Raw genomic sequence first — 14,386 nt, forward strand, 5'->3', positions numbered from 1 at the left:
ATGCTCAGTTGTGGCATGGTCGGCGGATGAGACGCTCCGACATCTGCCTTTACCTTGGCCCCGCCGACCGCACCGAGCTGCAAGCCCTGATCGCCAACCGCAACACGCCGCGCAAGCTCGTCTGGCGGGCCGAGATCGTGCTGGCCACGGCCGATGGGAGTGGCACCACCGAGATCATGCGGCAGACGGGCATGTCGAAGCCGACGGTCTGGCGCTGGCAGGAGCGGTATCTCGATGAGGGCGTGGCGGGGCTCAAGCGGGACAAGACGCGGCCCTCTCGGGTGCCGCCGTTGCCTCGGGAGGTCCGGCTGAAGGTGATCGCGAAGACCGTGCAGGAGGCCCCGCCCAATGCCACGCACTGGAGCCGCGCGTCGATGGCAGAGGCGGTGGGAATTTCGGCTTCGAGCGTGGGGCGCATCTGGGCCGATGCCGGGCTGAAGCCGCATATCGTGAAGGGCTTCAAGGTCTCGAACGACCCGATGTTCGAGGAGAAGGTCACCGAGATCGTCGGCCTCTACCTCGACCCGCCGGACCGCGCGGTCGTGCTCTGCGTCGACGAGAAGTCCCAGATCCAGGCGCTCGACCGGACCCAGCCGGGGCTGCCGCTCAAGAAGGGACGCGCTGCCACGATGACCCACGACTACAAGCGCCACGGCACCACCACGCTCTTCGCCGCGCTGGACGTGAAGTCGGGCCTGGTCATCGGAGAATGCATGCCGCGCCACCGCGCCAGGGAGTTCCTGAGTTTCCTCCGCCGTATCGACCGGGCGGTGAAGAAGCCCCGCGACATCCATCTCGTGCTCGACAACTACGCCACCCACAAGACGCCCGAGGTGCAGGCCTGGCTGGAGAAGCATCCCCGCTTCAAGCTGCATTTCACGCCCACAAGCGCGTCCTGGATGAACCTCGTCGAGCGCTTCTTCGCCGAGATCACCGCCAAGCGCATCCGCCGCGGCAGCTACTCCAGCGTCGACGACCTCGAGGACGCAATCTACGATTACCTGCTGCAGCACAACGCCAAGCCGAAGCCCTTCGTCTGGAGCAAGACCGCCGAAGACATCCTCGCCCGGGAGCGGCGCGCACTCGACGCGCTCGACCTTATCAGAGGAAATCGGTAGCAAATGTCAGACTCGGAACACTAGGTATGAGGGGGGCGTTGAAAGATCGGGCATTATTGCTTGATTGTTTTTCTAACGCGCGTTAGATTATCGGGGATAACCTCGAACGAGGGACAAAGGGAGGAGGCGTCATGAGTGAGACGCAATTCGGGTCTTCGCGAGAAGACCTACGGGAACGCTCGACCGTTTTTTCAAGCGATTTGTTCGCGGGTAAAACGGTTGTCGTAACTGGCGCAGGTGGTGGCCTGGGCCTGGCGATCGCGGCCCTGTTCGCCAAACTGGGTGCCAATCTTGCAATCAATGGACGTAACGAGGAAAAGCTGGCTTCGGCCAAGGCATTTCTCGAAGACTTGGGCGCCAAAGTCTTTGCCATGCCGATGACCATCCGCGACCCCGAACAGGTCGAGGATTTCGTCAGCAAGGTGAATCAGGAATACGGATCGATTGACGTTCTGGTCAATAATGCGGGCGGGCAGTTTCCACAGGCTGCTCTGGATTTCACCCCTAAGGGCTGGAACGCGGTGATCGATACCAATCTCAATGGCACCTGGTGGATGATGCAATCCACGGCGCGCCATTGGGAAAAGAACAAACAACCGGGCTCAATCGTGAATATCGTTGCCGACATCTGGCGCGGTATGCCGGGCATCGCACATACCTGTGCGGCGCGGGCAGGGGTGATATACCTGTCCAAATCGGTTGCCGTGGAGTGGGCACCGCATAATATCCGGGTGAACTGCGTGGCGCCGGGCTGCTGTGAAAGCAACGGCTTTGGAAACTATCCCGCAGAAGGCTCGGCAACCTTTCAGGATTCCAATCCGATGCGGCATGCAGGTGACGAATGGGATGTTGCGGAAGGTGTCGTCTATATGGCGGCTAATTCGGGGAAATTCGTAACTGGCGAAGTTCTAAATATCGACGGCGGGCAGCAGCTGTGGGGGGATCCCTGGCCAACAGGGCGACCGGACTACTTCCGGATTTCCTAACACAAGCTACGAACATAGGGGGACAACAGAATCTAGATGATGACGAACAAACAAACAGCAAACAGCGCCGGAGATGGGGCTATACTGGAATGCAGTGGGATCGAACGCCGGTTTGGTGGGATCGTCGCTGTTACCGGTGTTGACCTTGTTATTCAGCAGGGTGAAATTTTTGGTCTCGTTGGCCCAAACGGCAGCGGCAAAACAACACTGACAAACGCAATCACCGGGTTTTACCCGCCAAACGTCGGGACTGTCCGGCTGGCAGGAAAAGACATCACGGGCACCGCACCGCATAAGGTTGCGACGCTCGGGGTGGCCCGGACGTTCCAAAACCTCGCCCTGTTCAACGGGATGAGCGTTCTGGATAACATTCTTCTCGGGCGACACATCCACATGAAGCCGGGCGTTATGCGCACCGCGCTTTATTGGTTGGCAGCACAACGCGAAGAGATCGAGAACCGCAAAATCGTCGAGGAAGTGATCGAGTTTCTACAACTTGAAAGCATCCGCCACGAGTTGGTCGATGGTCTTCCGATCGGGTTGAAAAAACGGGTCGAGCTGGCGCGCGCGCTGGTGGCGGAACCGCAAATGCTGATCCTTGACGAACCGATGGCCGGTATGAACCAGGAAGAGAAGGGATATATGTCCCGCTTTATTCTGGATGCGCGTGCCGAACGTGGTGTCAGCGTCCTGCTGATTGAACACCACATGGATGTCATCACCGGCATTTGCGATCGGATGCTTGCATTGAACTACGGCGAAATGATCGCCAGCGGCATTCCGAAAGAAGTTGTAAAAGACCCAAGGGTCATCGAAGCATATATTGGAGGGTCCCATGGCTGAAGGAGCAAAATTGCATTCTGCCAGCGAGACGATCGGCGCTTTGTTGGCGCGGAACGCGTCTAGCCACGGGTCGAGTATTGCGGTTCGCGAGAAAGAGCGCGGCATCTGGAAGGAAACAACCTGGGCCGATTACGCAGAAGAAATCTTGGCCTGTGCGGCAGGTCTGGAGAAACTTGGCGTAAAGCCGGGCAAGGCTGTGCTCATTTTGGGCGACAACCGCGCGCGGCTTTATGGCGGCATGCTGGCGATTTCGCTGCTTGGTGCCTACGCAATGCCGGCCTATCCGGGGGCAACGCTTGACGAGCTGCAGCATTTCCTCGGCGAAGTTGAAATTGTTGCGGCCATCGCGGAAGATCAGGAACAGGTCGACAAGATCCTTGAGCTTCGGGACGCTGGCGCAAGCGGCATCGCACATATCATCTATGATGAGACGCGCGGGCTCGGGTTCTACGAAGACGAAGGTCTGATGTCGTGGGACCACTTGGTTGAGGTTGGTACACACCATCTGAACGAAGATCCGAAGCGTCGCGAAGAACTTTCAAAGAGAGCAACGCCTGACGATCCGGCGATCTTCTTGCACTCGTCGGGTACAACCGGCGCGCCAAAGGGTATTGTTCTGAGCCAGAAGAATGTTTTGGCGGCGGCCAAGAATGGCCATGACGCCGGGGCATATGGAGAGGGTGAGGAAATTCTTGCCTATCTTCCGATGGCTTGGGTCGGGGACTATGCCATTACAGTGGCTGCTGCGCTTTTGTACCGCTTTACCGTGAACGTGCCGGAACGGCAGGAAACGGTCGTTCGGGACATGCGCGAAATCGCACCGACATTCTATTTGGCGGCGCCCAGAAGTTGGGACCAGATGCTGACCACAATTCAGGTCGGTATGGAAGATTCCACCCGGTTGAAAAAGTGGTTGTACCATTTCTTCATGGATCGGGCCACGGCAGCCGAAACCCGCAAGCTGAATGGTAAGACCGGCGGCATGCTGGAACCTTTGGGCCGGATGCTGGGCGAGTTGCTCGTCTTCGGGCCGGTCAAGGACCAATTCGGCATGAGCCGTTTGAAGAATGCCTTCACCGGCGGTGAAGCTATCGGCGAAGACACCTTTGTGTTTTACCGCGCCCTTGGCATCAAACTGCGTCAGTTCTACGGTCAAACCGAGATCAGCGCGATCAGTGCGATGCAAGCACCGGACGAAGTGCGCCTGCATACTGTTGGCAAACCGGCACCGGGTGTTGACGTCAAGATTGACGACAGCGGCGAGATCCTGCTGCGCTCGGACAGCGTGTTCGAAGGCTATTTCAACAAGCCCGAAGCAAGCGCCGAGGCCCTCGAAGGGGGCTGGTTGCGTACTGGCGATGCCGGGTATCTTGAAGATAACGGCCAGCTGGTGGTTCTCGGGCGTGTGTCCGAGGTCATGTATACGGCCGGCGGCGAACGCTATGTTCCCAACTACATCGAGAACCGTCTGAAGTTCAGCCCGTACATCAAAGATGCGGCTGTTCTGGGTGCGGGACTGGATGAGTTGACAGCCATGGTTTGCGTCGATTTCGAAGCGGTGGGTCACTGGGCCGAAGTGAATGGCGTGCCTTACGTCTCTTATGCCGATTTGTCTCAGCGCGATGAAGTTTCCAAGCTGCTGCACCAGGCGTTCGAGCGGGTGAACAAGGCCGTCACGGAGCCTTTGCAGTTGAAGCGTTTTGTCAGTTTGCCGAAAGAATTCGACCCGGATGATGGGGAAATCACACGGACCCGTAAACTACGTCGTAAAGTCGTTCAGGAACGTTATGCCGATGTTATCGCTGCGCTCTACGACGGTTCAAAAGAGGTCCATGTAAGCGCACAAGTGACTTACGAGACCGGGGAAGTAGGGAAGGTCGAAAAAAGCCTTCCCATCAGGGAGGTATAAATGGACTGGATATTTTTATCGGAGCTTGCGATCAACGGTGCCCTCACGGGTCTTCTGTATTCGCTTTTCGCCATCGGCTTGGTGCTGATTTACAAAGCTTCCTCGGTGCCCAACTTGGCACAGGGCGGGCTGACAATGCTCGGCGCCTATGTGGTTGTGGCTCTTTCGCATGACGCGGGTTTGCCTTTGTGGCTTGCGATCCCTCTGGCGGCATTGTTCATGTTCGCATTGGGATTTGGCATCGAGCGTGTCGCTCTGCGCCGTCTCGCGGGTCGTCCTGTTGTCATGATCCTGATGTTGACATTGGGCCTCGATATCTTCCTGCGCGGTACAACGCTTGCCATCTGGGGCGGCACGTCGCGTTCGATGGAATTGGGCGTCAGCTATGATCCGTTGTTCTTGGGCGACATCTTCATCAGCCGTATCCATCTTGTCGGTGCTGCTGTGGCGATCGGTCTCTTTGTGGCCTTCATGCTGTTCTTCCGCAGCCGGATGGGCATCAAACTGCGCGCGATTGCGGATGATTATACCGCTTCGTGGTCGGTCGGGATTTCGGTCGAACGTGGTGTCGGTTTGTCCTGGGCCCTGGCTTCGGTTGTTGCCGTCGCTGCGGGTGTCATCTGGGGCGAAGTTCAAGGTGTCGATCAATCCTTGTCGCTGTTGCTTCTTAAAGGTCTGACAGTTGCGGTTCTGGGTGGTCTCGACAGCATCCTCGGCGCGGTGATTGCGGGTATCATTCTCGGTATCATCGAAAACGTCGGTGCAGATTTCATCGATCCGCTCGTTGGTGGCGGTAGCCGTGAACTTATCGTCGCTGCGGTTCTCATTCTTACGGTCATGATCCGTCCACATGGATTGTTCGGCCGTCACGACATCGAAAGGGTATAAAAGATGTTTTACCGACTTTCCGGTGTCCATCACGCCGATTACATTTCAGACAGTCGTATGTTCAAGGTCCCTGCGGACCGAAATCTGGCGGTCTTTTTCCTAATCATCGGGGTGGCGGCACCGTTCATTATCCCGTCGCTTTACCTGAACAGCTACATGCTGCCTTGGCTCATCTGGACTGCGGCCGCACTTGGGCTGAACCTGGTGACAGGTTGGGCCGGTCAGCTTCACTTGGGCTATGCTGCGGTTATGGCCGTTGGGGCTTACTCCGCGATCCACGCCGCAAAGTTTGGCGTGCCTTGGGAGTTCGCTCTGATCATCGGGGGCCTGGCCTCTTCGGTGATTGGTAGCCTCTTCGCCTTCGCCGCTCTGCGGGTCAAAGGTTTGTATCTGGCGCTCACCACCCTTGCGATGCAGTTCGTAATGGATTGGGTGTTGACCCACTCGCCAGCAATCTCGGGCGGCTCGCATGCGTCGTTGCAATCTCCTACTCTGGCCTTGCTTGGGCAGGACATCACATCTGACGCCGGCTACTACTATGTCGCCTTCGGATGGTGTGTGTTGGTGACGATTTTCATGCTGAACCTGAAGCGCACCGGACTTGGGCGTGCTCTGGTCGCCGTGCGGGAAAAAGACTTCGCAGCCGCGATCTTGGGTGTGAACAGTTTCTACTACAAGATCCTGGCCTTTGCGACGTCGTCCTTTATCGCGGGCGTTAGCGGTGCATTGCTTGTCGCAACCTTCTTCTTCTTGGCTGCGCCTGAGCAGTTCTCAGTGAACGTTTCAATCCAGGTGCTTGCGATGGTGATCGTTGGCGGTCTTGGTAGCATCATCGGATCCTACTTCGGGGTTGCTTTGATCCTGCTTGTTCCGGGTTTGGTGAATGGTCTGGTTGCCGCAGGCAGCGAGGCGATTGGAATGCAGATCAACGTTGAAACGCTCGCTCATATCCCGAACGCGGTCTATGGTGCGCTGATTGTCATCATTCTTTTGATCGAACCGCTGGGGCTTGGTAAGCTCTACGGCAACATCAGAGAATATTTGATGGTCTGGCCCTTCGATCAGCTCAGAAAATAAAGAGAGATCCCGATGCAAGATAAAGCAGAAGCCCAGCCCATTCTGTCGATGAACAGTGTCGAGGTGCTGTACGACAACGTGATGCTGGCAATCAAAGGTGTCTCCGTTCAAGTTCCAAAAGGCGAGATGATCGCGCTTTTGGGCTCGAACGGGGCGGGAAAAAGCACAACCCTAAAAGCGATCAGCGGTCTTTTGAAAGCTGAACGTGGACGTATCAGCCGCGGGGAGATCAAGTTCGAAGGAGAAGATATTACCGACGCACTGGCTCAAAATCGCGTGCAGAAAGGTATCTGTCACGTCATCGAAGGGCGCCGTGTCTTTGAACATCTGTCTCCGGACGAGAACCTGACCGCTGCGGCGCCGACGGGGATGTCCCGGTCGACGCTGAATGCGGAGAAGGAAAAGATCTACGCTTACTTCCCCCGGCTCGCCGAACGCCGCAATTCCCAAGCCGGGTATTTGTCCGGCGGCGAGCAGCAAATGCTCGCCATCGGCAGGGCGTTGGTGACGCAACCGAAGCTGTTGATGCTGGACGAACCGAGCCTCGGCCTTGCGCCGTTCTTGGTGGCCGAGATCTTCGGCATCCTTCAGAAGATCAACAAAGAAGAAGGCATGTCGGTTCTCCTTGTGGAACAGAATGCTCTGGCCGCTTTGGAGATCGTTTCGGAAGGATATCTGATTGAAAACGGTCGTGTCGTTATGAACGGCACTGCGGAAGCTCTCAAGTCCAACTCCGATATCCAAGAATTCTATCTTGGTGGCGGTGAAGGCACCGACTTCCACAATGTGAAGCATTACAGCCGGCGTAAGCGTTGGTTGAGCTGAGGTACTAAAAAAGACAACATCCAGGGAGGACAACATGAGACAACTTACCAAGGCATTAGCCGTATTTTCGATGATGGGCGGCCTGATTACAGGGTCGCAGGCTCTGGCCGAGCCGTTCAAAGTGGGCGTTTGTTACGACCTCAGCAAAGCATATACATTTGCTTCGCCGCAGGTTTCGCAAGCGGCCATGGATCTGGCAAAGCTGGTCAACCTGAAGGGCGGCATCGGTGGGGAGCCGGTGGAAGTCATCGTACGTGACCACGGCAACGAGCCGCAGCGCGGGATTGAATGCTACTCCAAACTTAGCCGCGAGGGCGTCTTTGTCTTCGATACGTTGTCCACCCCGGTGTCTTTGGCGATCCTGCCGCGGGCCATGGAAGACGGGCGCATCTTGATGCAGTCACTCGTCGGACGTGGTGACGCGGTGGATGGCACGGTTTTCGATTGGGTCTACCCGGTCGGACCGACCTATTGGGGGCAGGCCGCCAACGATGTTGCCTATCTCAAGCAATTGCATGATGGCGATCTGTCGGATGTAAAAGTCGGGTTTGTTTACTTCGATTATCCGTTTGGCCAAGAGCCGATCGAGATTCTCGAAACCCTGTCCGAGAAAGAGGGTTTCGACCTCGAACTCTATCCGGTGCCGCTTCCCGGCAGCGATCAGGCCAGCGTGTGGTCCAAGGTGCGTCGCGACAAGCCCGATCATGTCATCGTCTGGATGTTGGGCGGGGCACATGTTGTCGCGTCGAAAGAGATGCAGCGTAACCGCATCCCAATGGACAAGTACATTTCGGTCAACTGGTTGAACGAAGTTGATATTGCCAATATCGGCAACGAGGCCGCCATCGGTTTGAAGCGCGGCACCAATGTGGTGGGCGGTCTTGACGTGCCCCTGCGCCAAGAGATCCTTGCCGAGCTTTATGAAAAGGGTGAAGGCTCTGGCCCGCTGGAGAAAACAGAAGACGTTTTCTACAACACCGGGCTTGCGATGTATTCGATCGTGTTCGAAGCCGCGCGCAAGGCTGTTGAGCTCGAAGGGCTGCCGATCACGCCGCAGTCTTACAAGGCTGGCCTCGAAACTCTGAAGGATTTTGATGCAAACGGTCTGATGGCGCCGATTACCGTGACCGGAGAAGATCACGGTGGCGGTGGCAAGACCCGCATCGAAATGTGGGACGGCGAAACCTGGGTTCCGCAAACTGACTGGATCTCCGCATACGGTGACGTTGTGTGGGACGTGGTCAAGGAAAGTTCCGAAAAATACGGAAAATGACAGTTTGATTAACTGATCGTAAATTATCTGGCAGGGCGTTCCGTCGTCATAGAAGAACGAACGCCCTGCATTCACTCAAAGGGAGAGAGTAAAGATGAAAATCACTCAACACATCAAGGTGGCGGCTCTTACCGCTGCTTTGGCAACTGGCGCAGCGGTGGGCTCCGCCCAAGCCGAGGAACCGATCCGTTTCGGTCTGTGCTTCGACCTTAGCAAGTCGTACACATTCATTTCGCCCCAGGTGGCTCAAGCCGCGCAGGATCTCGCGATGTATGCCAACGACAATGGCGGCATCGAAGGCCATCCGGTTGAAATGGTCGTGCGTGACCACGGTAACGAACCGCAGCGTGGCGTTGAATGCTACGAGCAACTCAAGCGTGACGGGGTGTTTATTTTTAACTTCCTGTCCACGCCCGTCTCGAACGCTGCTTTGCCGCGTATCATGAAAGACGAGAACATCCTGATGCAATCTGCGGTTGGTCGTGGTGATGCGGTTGACGGCGAAGTCTTCGAATGGGTCTTCCCCATTGGCCCGACCTATTGGCAGCAAGCCGCCAACGACGTTGCCTTCATCAAGGAACAAATGGACGGCGACCTGAGCGATGCGAAGATCGGCTTCATCTATCTTGACTATCCGTTCGGTCAGGAACCGATCGAGATCCTGAAAACCCTTGCCGAGAAAGAGGGCTTTCAACTTGACCTCTATCCCGTGCCGCTGCCCGGGTCGGACCAGTCCGGCGCATGGAGTAAAATCCGTCGCGACAAGCCTGACTATATGATCAGCTGGCTTCTGGCCGGTGGCCACGTTGTCGCATCCAAAGAAATGCGCCGTAATGGTTTCCCGATTGACCGCTACCTGTCGGTGAACTGGATGAACGAAGTCGACATCAGCAACATCGGTGCAGCAGATGCCAAAGGCATTCTTCGCGGGACCAACGTTGCCGGCGGCCAAGAAGTGCCAATCATCAAAACGATGCTCGACACTTACTATGCCAACGACAAAGGCAACGGCCCGGAAGAAAAAGTCCGTGACGTGTATTACAACACCGGCATGAGCATGTACTCCGCCGCGTTCGAAGCCGCACGTATCGCCATCAAGGAAAATGGCTGGCCGCTGACCCCCGAAAGCATGAAAGCGGGTTACGAGTCGCTTGAAGGTTACGATGCCAATGGTCTGATGGCTCCGTTGACTGTGACCGGCGAAGATCACGGCGGCGGTGGTAAAACCCGCGTCGAGCAGTGGGACGGTGAAAACTGGGTTCCGCTGACCGACTGGAGCGCCGAGTATCTCGACGTCGTGTGGGAAGTGATCAAGGAAAGCTCCGAGAAGTTCCACGTAGACTAAAAAACCTACCCCCCGCAGCATTCAAGCTGCGGGGGACTCCTGCTGGCTTAACAGCCGAAAATTTTACGACGAGAAGAGGCGTAGCTCATGAACCCCATCGACGTGACGATTGAAGACGGCATTGCAACAGTTTGTATCAACCGGCCCGAGCGCAAGAATGCTTTGTCCGTGGCAGCAACAAACGGGCTGACCGATGCTTGGGAAATGATCGAAGCCGACGACACTGTTCGCGTGGCCATTTTGACCTCAACCGACTGCGGTGTGTTTAGCGCCGGGCTCGATTTGAAGGAAGCAACGCAGATCGCCCGCGATGAGGGTGTCGATATCCTCAGCAAGATGCGCGATCCGTTCCACGAAAAGATGCGCGATTGCAAAAAACCGATTATCGCCGCCATGACCGGATCCCTGATGGCAGGCGGCATGATGCTGACGCTGAATTGTGATCTGCGCGTGGGCCTGAAGGGCACCAAGGTCGGGATTACCGAAGTTAAGATCGGCCGCGGTTCTCCGTGGGCGGCTCCGGCGCTGTCGATGCTGCCGCAACCGATCCTTATGGAAATCGTCCTGACCGGTGATCTGATGCCGATTGAACGGCTGCATGATTACGGCTTTACCAATTATATCGAAGACACCCCGGACGCCGTGCGTGCGCGGGCGTATGATCTTGCCAAACGAATTGCCTCTGCGGCGCCGTTGTCCGTCGTTGCGGCCAAAGGCAGTGTGCGCGCGACCATGGATCTGGGCTGCGCGGGCGGTTTGGAAGAGGGCAAGCGCCTGCATGAGGTGGTGTATGCCAGCAATGATGGCGTCGAAGGCCCCAAAGCCTTTGCAGAGAAACGCGCGCCGGTTTGGACCGGCACCTGAGGAGGCTGAAATGAGCGAACTTATTCGTCTGGAGCGGGACGGGCCGATTGGCATCCTGCGCTTTCTTGAGGCCAAGAAACGCAATCCGTACAGCATGGCCTTCGTTGAAGAACTAGTGGCGCATCTGCGCGATGCCGAGCGCGACGATACGATCCGTGCCGTGGTCATGACCGGCGGCGATCATTTCAGCAGTGGCGGCGACCTTGTCGGGTTCCAAGCCGAGATCGCCAAGGGGGCACGCGCCACGTCCGAAATGGTCGATCGGGTGCATGATGGCGGCCGCGCGGCCTATTTGTTCAAAAAGCCTTTGATTTCTGCTGTATGCGGCGTCGCTTTTGGCGCGGGCCTGAGCTTGGCCTTGTCGGCAGATATCGTTGTGGCTGCCGAAGATGCGCGACTGTGCGAAGTCTTCGCCCGCGTTGGCGGATGTCCCGACACCGGATCGAGCTGGCTTTTGCAACAACGCGTCGGCGCCGGTGTGGCGCGGATGCTTGTTCTTACAGGTCGCGAGATCGACGGGATCACCGCAAAGGACCTGCGGGTTGTAGAAGAATGCGTGCCCGCCGACCAGGTCGAAGCGCGTGCGCTTGAAATCGCCCGCGAGATTGCCCAGCATCCGATGTTTGGTGTTCAAAGCGCCAAGCGGGTGATGCGCAGCACCGCAGAGTGCAACTATATCGAAGCGCTCGACATTGAGCGCGACGTGCAAAGCGTTCTACTCTGCGCCCATGATTTTCCCGAGGCCATGAAAGCGTTCTCGGAAAAACGAAAGCCTGAATTCAACGACCAATAAACCGGTCGCAACCATATCAAGAACTTTAAGGAGACCGCAAATGAAGGTGCTTGTGCCTGTCAAACGCGTGATCGATTATAACGTGAAAGTTCGCGTCAAAGCGGACGGATCGGGTGTCGATCTTGCCAATGTAAAAATGTCGATGAACCCCTTCGACGAGATTGCCGTCGAAGAGGCGATCAGCCTGAAAGAAGCCGGCAAGGCCGATGAGGTGGTTGCCGTCTCGATCGGTGTGAAGCAAGCGCAGGAAACCCTGCGCACAGCTTTGGCCATGGGTGCGGATCGCGCGATTTTGGTCGTGGCCGCCGATGACGTCCATCAGGATATCGAACCTCTGGCCGTTGCCAAAATCCTCAAAGCCATTGTCGACGAAGAGCAGCCGGGCCTTGTGCTGTGCGGCAAACAGGCGATCGACAACGACATGAACGCCACCGGCCAAATGCTGTCGGCGCTTCTGGGCTGGTCGCAGGCGACCTTCGCCTCCGAAGTGGACATCGATGGCGACAATGCCAAGGTGACCCGTGAGGTTGACGGCGGCTTGCAAACTATTTCGGTCAAAATGCCCACCATCGTGACCGTCGATCTGCGCTTGAACGAACCGCGCTATGCCTCCTTGCCCAACATCATGAAGGCCAAGAAAAAGCCGTTGGACGAGAAAACCGCCGCTGATTACGGTGTCGATGTTTCGCCGCGTCTCGAAGTCATCAAGACCGCAGAGCCCGCCGAACGCTCGGCCGGTATTATGGTGGAATCGGTCGATGAACTGATTACGAAACTTAAAGAAGCGGGGGCTGTGTAATGGCTGTTCTTCTCCTTGCCGAAGTGACCAATGGCGAACTGGCGATGGATGCCACCGCCAAGGCCGTGACCGCCGCCAAGGCGATCGGTGATGTAACCGTTTTGTGCGCGGGCGCGTCTGCTGCCGCTGCGGGCGACGCGGCGGCCACCATCGATGGCGTGTCGAAAGTGTTGGTCGCCGAAGACGAAAGTCTCGGCCACCGTTTGGCGGAGCCGACTGCGGCGTTGATCGTAAGCCTTGCAGGCGACTACGAGCACATCGTTGCACCGGCCACTACGGACGCGAAAAACGTCATGCCGCGCGTCGCTGCGCTGTTGGATGTGATGGTATTGTCGGATGTGTCCGGTGTTGTGGATGGCACGACCTTCGAACGCCCGGTCTACGCGGGCAACGCGGTGCAGACCGTGAAATCGTCGGATGCCAAGAAAGTCATCACCTTCCGCACGTCGACCTTTGATGCGGCACCCACGGGCGGTTCGGCTTCGGTTGAAACCATTGGCGCCGCAGAGAATCCGGGCCTTTCGGAATGGGTTGAGGATAAAGTCGCCGAAAGCGACCGTCCCGAGCTCACCTCGGCCGGTATCGTTGTGTCGGGTGGCCGTGGCGTCGGCTCCGAAGAGGATTTCAAAATCATCGAAGCCTTGGCCGACAAGCTGGGCGCGGCAGTGGGTGCGTCCCGTGCGGCGGTCGATTCCGGCTATGCCCCGAACGATTGGCAAGTGGGACAGACCGGCAAAGTCGTTGCACCGGCTCTGTATATCGCGGCCGGTATTTCGGGAGCGATCCAGCACTTGGCAGGTATGAAAGATTCGAAAATCATCGTCGCGATCAACAAAGACGAAGAAGCCCCGATCTTTCAGGTTGCCGATTTCGGATTGGTCGCAGACCTCTTCGAAGCCGTGCCGGAATTGACCGAAAAACTCTAAATCGTGATGGGCAAATGGGCCCGCAACAACAGATCGAAGGCCCGCCAAACTGGCGGGCCTTTTTTATGGTTGGAGCGTTTTCGCCCTGGGGCCAACCGCGCGGCGCCGGGGGCCGGTTTTGCGCAATATGACGCTCCGTCAGAGAAGGTATGGAGTAAGCGGTGCGCCGCTCCCACACTTACGGCATGGCGCGTGATCTGCGATTCAGAGGCTTCTTTGGTTTGTGGGGAGTTTCTCGATGGGAGCTATAAGCGAGTTTCTGGCAAGTGTGCCGCGTCGGGCGGATGGCAAGCGGAATTGGCCGTCGGAACTGAAGGCTCGGATCGTTGCGGAGACGTTGATTGAGGGCGAGACGGTCAAAGCTGTTGCGAGGCGATACGAGCTAATTCCGAGCACAGTGTCTGACTGGCGGCGGATGGCGCGGCAGGGCAAGCTGGTTCTGCCCAACTTGGAGGGCATCGATTTTGTGCCGGTTGAGATTGAGGTGCCTGTGCCCCAGCCTTTGGCGGTGACATCGTCCAGCACCATTGATGTGATCAAGGACGACGTCGCCGTTCGTCTTGATGCGGCAACGCCTGCACGCCGGATCGCCGAGATCGTGCGGGCCATAGCCACGTGATCACGCCATCCCACAAAGTCCGGATATTTGTTGCCAGTGATCCGGTGGACTTCCGTAAAGGCCATGATGGGCTGGCTGCTTTGGTGCAGAGCCAATTGCGCCAGAAGCCGTTTGATGGGTC

At 57.2% G+C, this 14,386-nt stretch carries 15 protein-coding genes; all 15 read left to right on the top strand.

Annotated elements, in window-relative coordinates:
* Window positions 1–26 precede the first annotated feature (26 nt).
* The gene (locus tag ARCT_RS25155) at window positions 27–1,118 is read left to right on the top strand and encodes an IS630 family transposase (RefSeq protein ID WP_027238313.1); all 1,092 of its coding nucleotides are present in this window, start codon (window positions 27–29) and stop codon (window positions 1,116–1,118) included.
* A 131-nt stretch (window positions 1,119–1,249) separates the two neighbouring features.
* Window positions 1,250–2,104 (top strand): SDR family oxidoreductase, encoded by an 855-nt coding sequence (locus tag ARCT_RS0102425; RefSeq protein ID WP_027238637.1) that lies wholly within the window; start codon window positions 1,250–1,252, stop codon window positions 2,102–2,104.
* 39 nt (window positions 2,105–2,143) lie between these two features.
* On the top strand, window positions 2,144–2,947 hold the full coding sequence (locus tag ARCT_RS0102430) for an ABC transporter ATP-binding protein (protein WP_169731201.1): 804 nt from the start codon (window positions 2,144–2,146) through the stop codon (window positions 2,945–2,947).
* Window positions 2,940–4,856 (top strand): AMP-dependent synthetase/ligase, encoded by a 1,917-nt coding sequence (locus tag ARCT_RS0102435; RefSeq protein WP_027238639.1) that lies wholly within the window; start codon window positions 2,940–2,942, stop codon window positions 4,854–4,856. The genes ARCT_RS0102430 and ARCT_RS0102435 overlap by 8 nt, the downstream gene beginning before the upstream one ends.
* Window positions 4,857–5,744 carry a branched-chain amino acid ABC transporter permease gene (locus ARCT_RS0102440; protein ID WP_027238640.1) on the top strand — a complete coding sequence of 296 codons (888 nt, stop codon included), beginning with the start codon at window positions 4,857–4,859 and terminating at the stop codon, window positions 5,742–5,744.
* A gap of 3 nt (window positions 5,745–5,747) precedes the next feature.
* A complete protein-coding gene (locus ARCT_RS0102445; RefSeq protein WP_027238641.1) occupies window positions 5,748–6,821 on the top strand; it encodes a branched-chain amino acid ABC transporter permease in 1,074 nt (357 codons plus the stop codon).
* Window positions 6,822–6,833: 12 nt separating this feature from the next.
* Window positions 6,834–7,646 carry an ABC transporter ATP-binding protein gene (locus ARCT_RS0102450; protein ID WP_027238642.1) on the top strand — a complete coding sequence of 271 codons (813 nt, stop codon included), beginning with the start codon at window positions 6,834–6,836 and terminating at the stop codon, window positions 7,644–7,646.
* A gap of 73 nt (window positions 7,647–7,719) precedes the next feature.
* On the top strand, window positions 7,720–8,919 hold the full coding sequence (locus ARCT_RS0102455; RefSeq protein ID WP_322786392.1) for an ABC transporter substrate-binding protein: 1,200 nt from the start codon (window positions 7,720–7,722) through the stop codon (window positions 8,917–8,919).
* A gap of 94 nt (window positions 8,920–9,013) precedes the next feature.
* Complete coding sequence (locus tag ARCT_RS0102460) at window positions 9,014–10,264, top strand: ABC transporter substrate-binding protein (RefSeq protein WP_027238644.1); 1,251 nt, start codon at window positions 9,014–9,016, stop codon at window positions 10,262–10,264.
* Between the two features lie 87 nt (window positions 10,265–10,351).
* On the top strand, window positions 10,352–11,128 hold the full coding sequence (locus tag ARCT_RS0102465; RefSeq protein ID WP_027238645.1) for an enoyl-CoA hydratase/isomerase family protein: 777 nt from the start codon (window positions 10,352–10,354) through the stop codon (window positions 11,126–11,128).
* Window positions 11,129–11,138: 10 nt separating this feature from the next.
* Complete coding sequence (locus tag ARCT_RS0102470) at window positions 11,139–11,921, top strand: enoyl-CoA hydratase/isomerase family protein (RefSeq protein ID WP_027238646.1); 783 nt, start codon at window positions 11,139–11,141, stop codon at window positions 11,919–11,921.
* A gap of 40 nt (window positions 11,922–11,961) precedes the next feature.
* Window positions 11,962–12,720 carry an electron transfer flavoprotein subunit beta/FixA family protein gene (locus ARCT_RS0102475; protein WP_027238647.1) on the top strand — a complete coding sequence of 253 codons (759 nt, stop codon included), beginning with the start codon at window positions 11,962–11,964 and terminating at the stop codon, window positions 12,718–12,720.
* Window positions 12,720–13,646, top strand: a complete 927-nt coding sequence (locus ARCT_RS0102480) for an electron transfer flavoprotein subunit alpha/FixB family protein (RefSeq protein ID WP_027238648.1) — start codon at window positions 12,720–12,722, stop codon at window positions 13,644–13,646. The genes ARCT_RS0102475 and ARCT_RS0102480 overlap by 1 nt, the downstream gene beginning before the upstream one ends.
* Window positions 13,647–13,884: 238 nt before the next feature.
* Complete coding sequence (locus ARCT_RS0102485) at window positions 13,885–14,265, top strand: transposase (RefSeq protein ID WP_027238649.1); 381 nt, start codon at window positions 13,885–13,887, stop codon at window positions 14,263–14,265.
* On the top strand, window positions 14,262–14,386 hold a 125-nt coding region (gene tnpB, locus ARCT_RS28900), incomplete at its 3' end, for an IS66 family insertion sequence element accessory protein TnpB (RefSeq protein WP_161631281.1). The genes ARCT_RS0102485 and tnpB, both read left to right, overlap by 4 nt.

This window comes from Pseudophaeobacter arcticus DSM 23566 (assembly GCF_000473205.1).
Lineage (GTDB): Bacteria > Pseudomonadota > Alphaproteobacteria > Rhodobacterales > Rhodobacteraceae > Pseudophaeobacter > Pseudophaeobacter arcticus.

What these genes read in the sequence shown, in the direction of transcription:
- ARCT_RS25155 (WP_027238313.1), top strand. Translation starts at nt 27, where the DNA reads ATGAGACGCTCCGACATCTGCCTTTACCTTGGCCCCGCCGACCGCACC.
- ARCT_RS0102425 (WP_027238637.1), top strand. Translation starts at nt 1,250, where the DNA reads ATGAGTGAGACGCAATTCGGGTCTTCGCGAGAAGACCTACGGGAACGC.
- ARCT_RS0102430 (WP_169731201.1), top strand. Translation starts at nt 2,144, where the DNA reads ATGACGAACAAACAAACAGCAAACAGCGCCGGAGATGGGGCTATACTG.
- ARCT_RS0102435 (WP_027238639.1), top strand. Translation starts at nt 2,940, where the DNA reads ATGGCTGAAGGAGCAAAATTGCATTCTGCCAGCGAGACGATCGGCGCT.
- ARCT_RS0102440 (WP_027238640.1), top strand. Translation starts at nt 4,857, where the DNA reads ATGGACTGGATATTTTTATCGGAGCTTGCGATCAACGGTGCCCTCACG.
- ARCT_RS0102445 (WP_027238641.1), top strand. Translation starts at nt 5,748, where the DNA reads ATGTTTTACCGACTTTCCGGTGTCCATCACGCCGATTACATTTCAGAC.
- ARCT_RS0102450 (WP_027238642.1), top strand. Translation starts at nt 6,834, where the DNA reads ATGCAAGATAAAGCAGAAGCCCAGCCCATTCTGTCGATGAACAGTGTC.
- ARCT_RS0102455 (WP_322786392.1), top strand. Translation starts at nt 7,720, where the DNA reads ATGGGCGGCCTGATTACAGGGTCGCAGGCTCTGGCCGAGCCGTTCAAA.
- ARCT_RS0102460 (WP_027238644.1), top strand. Translation starts at nt 9,014, where the DNA reads ATGAAAATCACTCAACACATCAAGGTGGCGGCTCTTACCGCTGCTTTG.
- ARCT_RS0102465 (WP_027238645.1), top strand. Translation starts at nt 10,352, where the DNA reads ATGAACCCCATCGACGTGACGATTGAAGACGGCATTGCAACAGTTTGT.
- ARCT_RS0102470 (WP_027238646.1), top strand. Translation starts at nt 11,139, where the DNA reads ATGAGCGAACTTATTCGTCTGGAGCGGGACGGGCCGATTGGCATCCTG.
- ARCT_RS0102475 (WP_027238647.1), top strand. Translation starts at nt 11,962, where the DNA reads ATGAAGGTGCTTGTGCCTGTCAAACGCGTGATCGATTATAACGTGAAA.
- ARCT_RS0102480 (WP_027238648.1), top strand. Translation starts at nt 12,720, where the DNA reads ATGGCTGTTCTTCTCCTTGCCGAAGTGACCAATGGCGAACTGGCGATG.
- ARCT_RS0102485 (WP_027238649.1), top strand. Translation starts at nt 13,885, where the DNA reads ATGGGAGCTATAAGCGAGTTTCTGGCAAGTGTGCCGCGTCGGGCGGAT.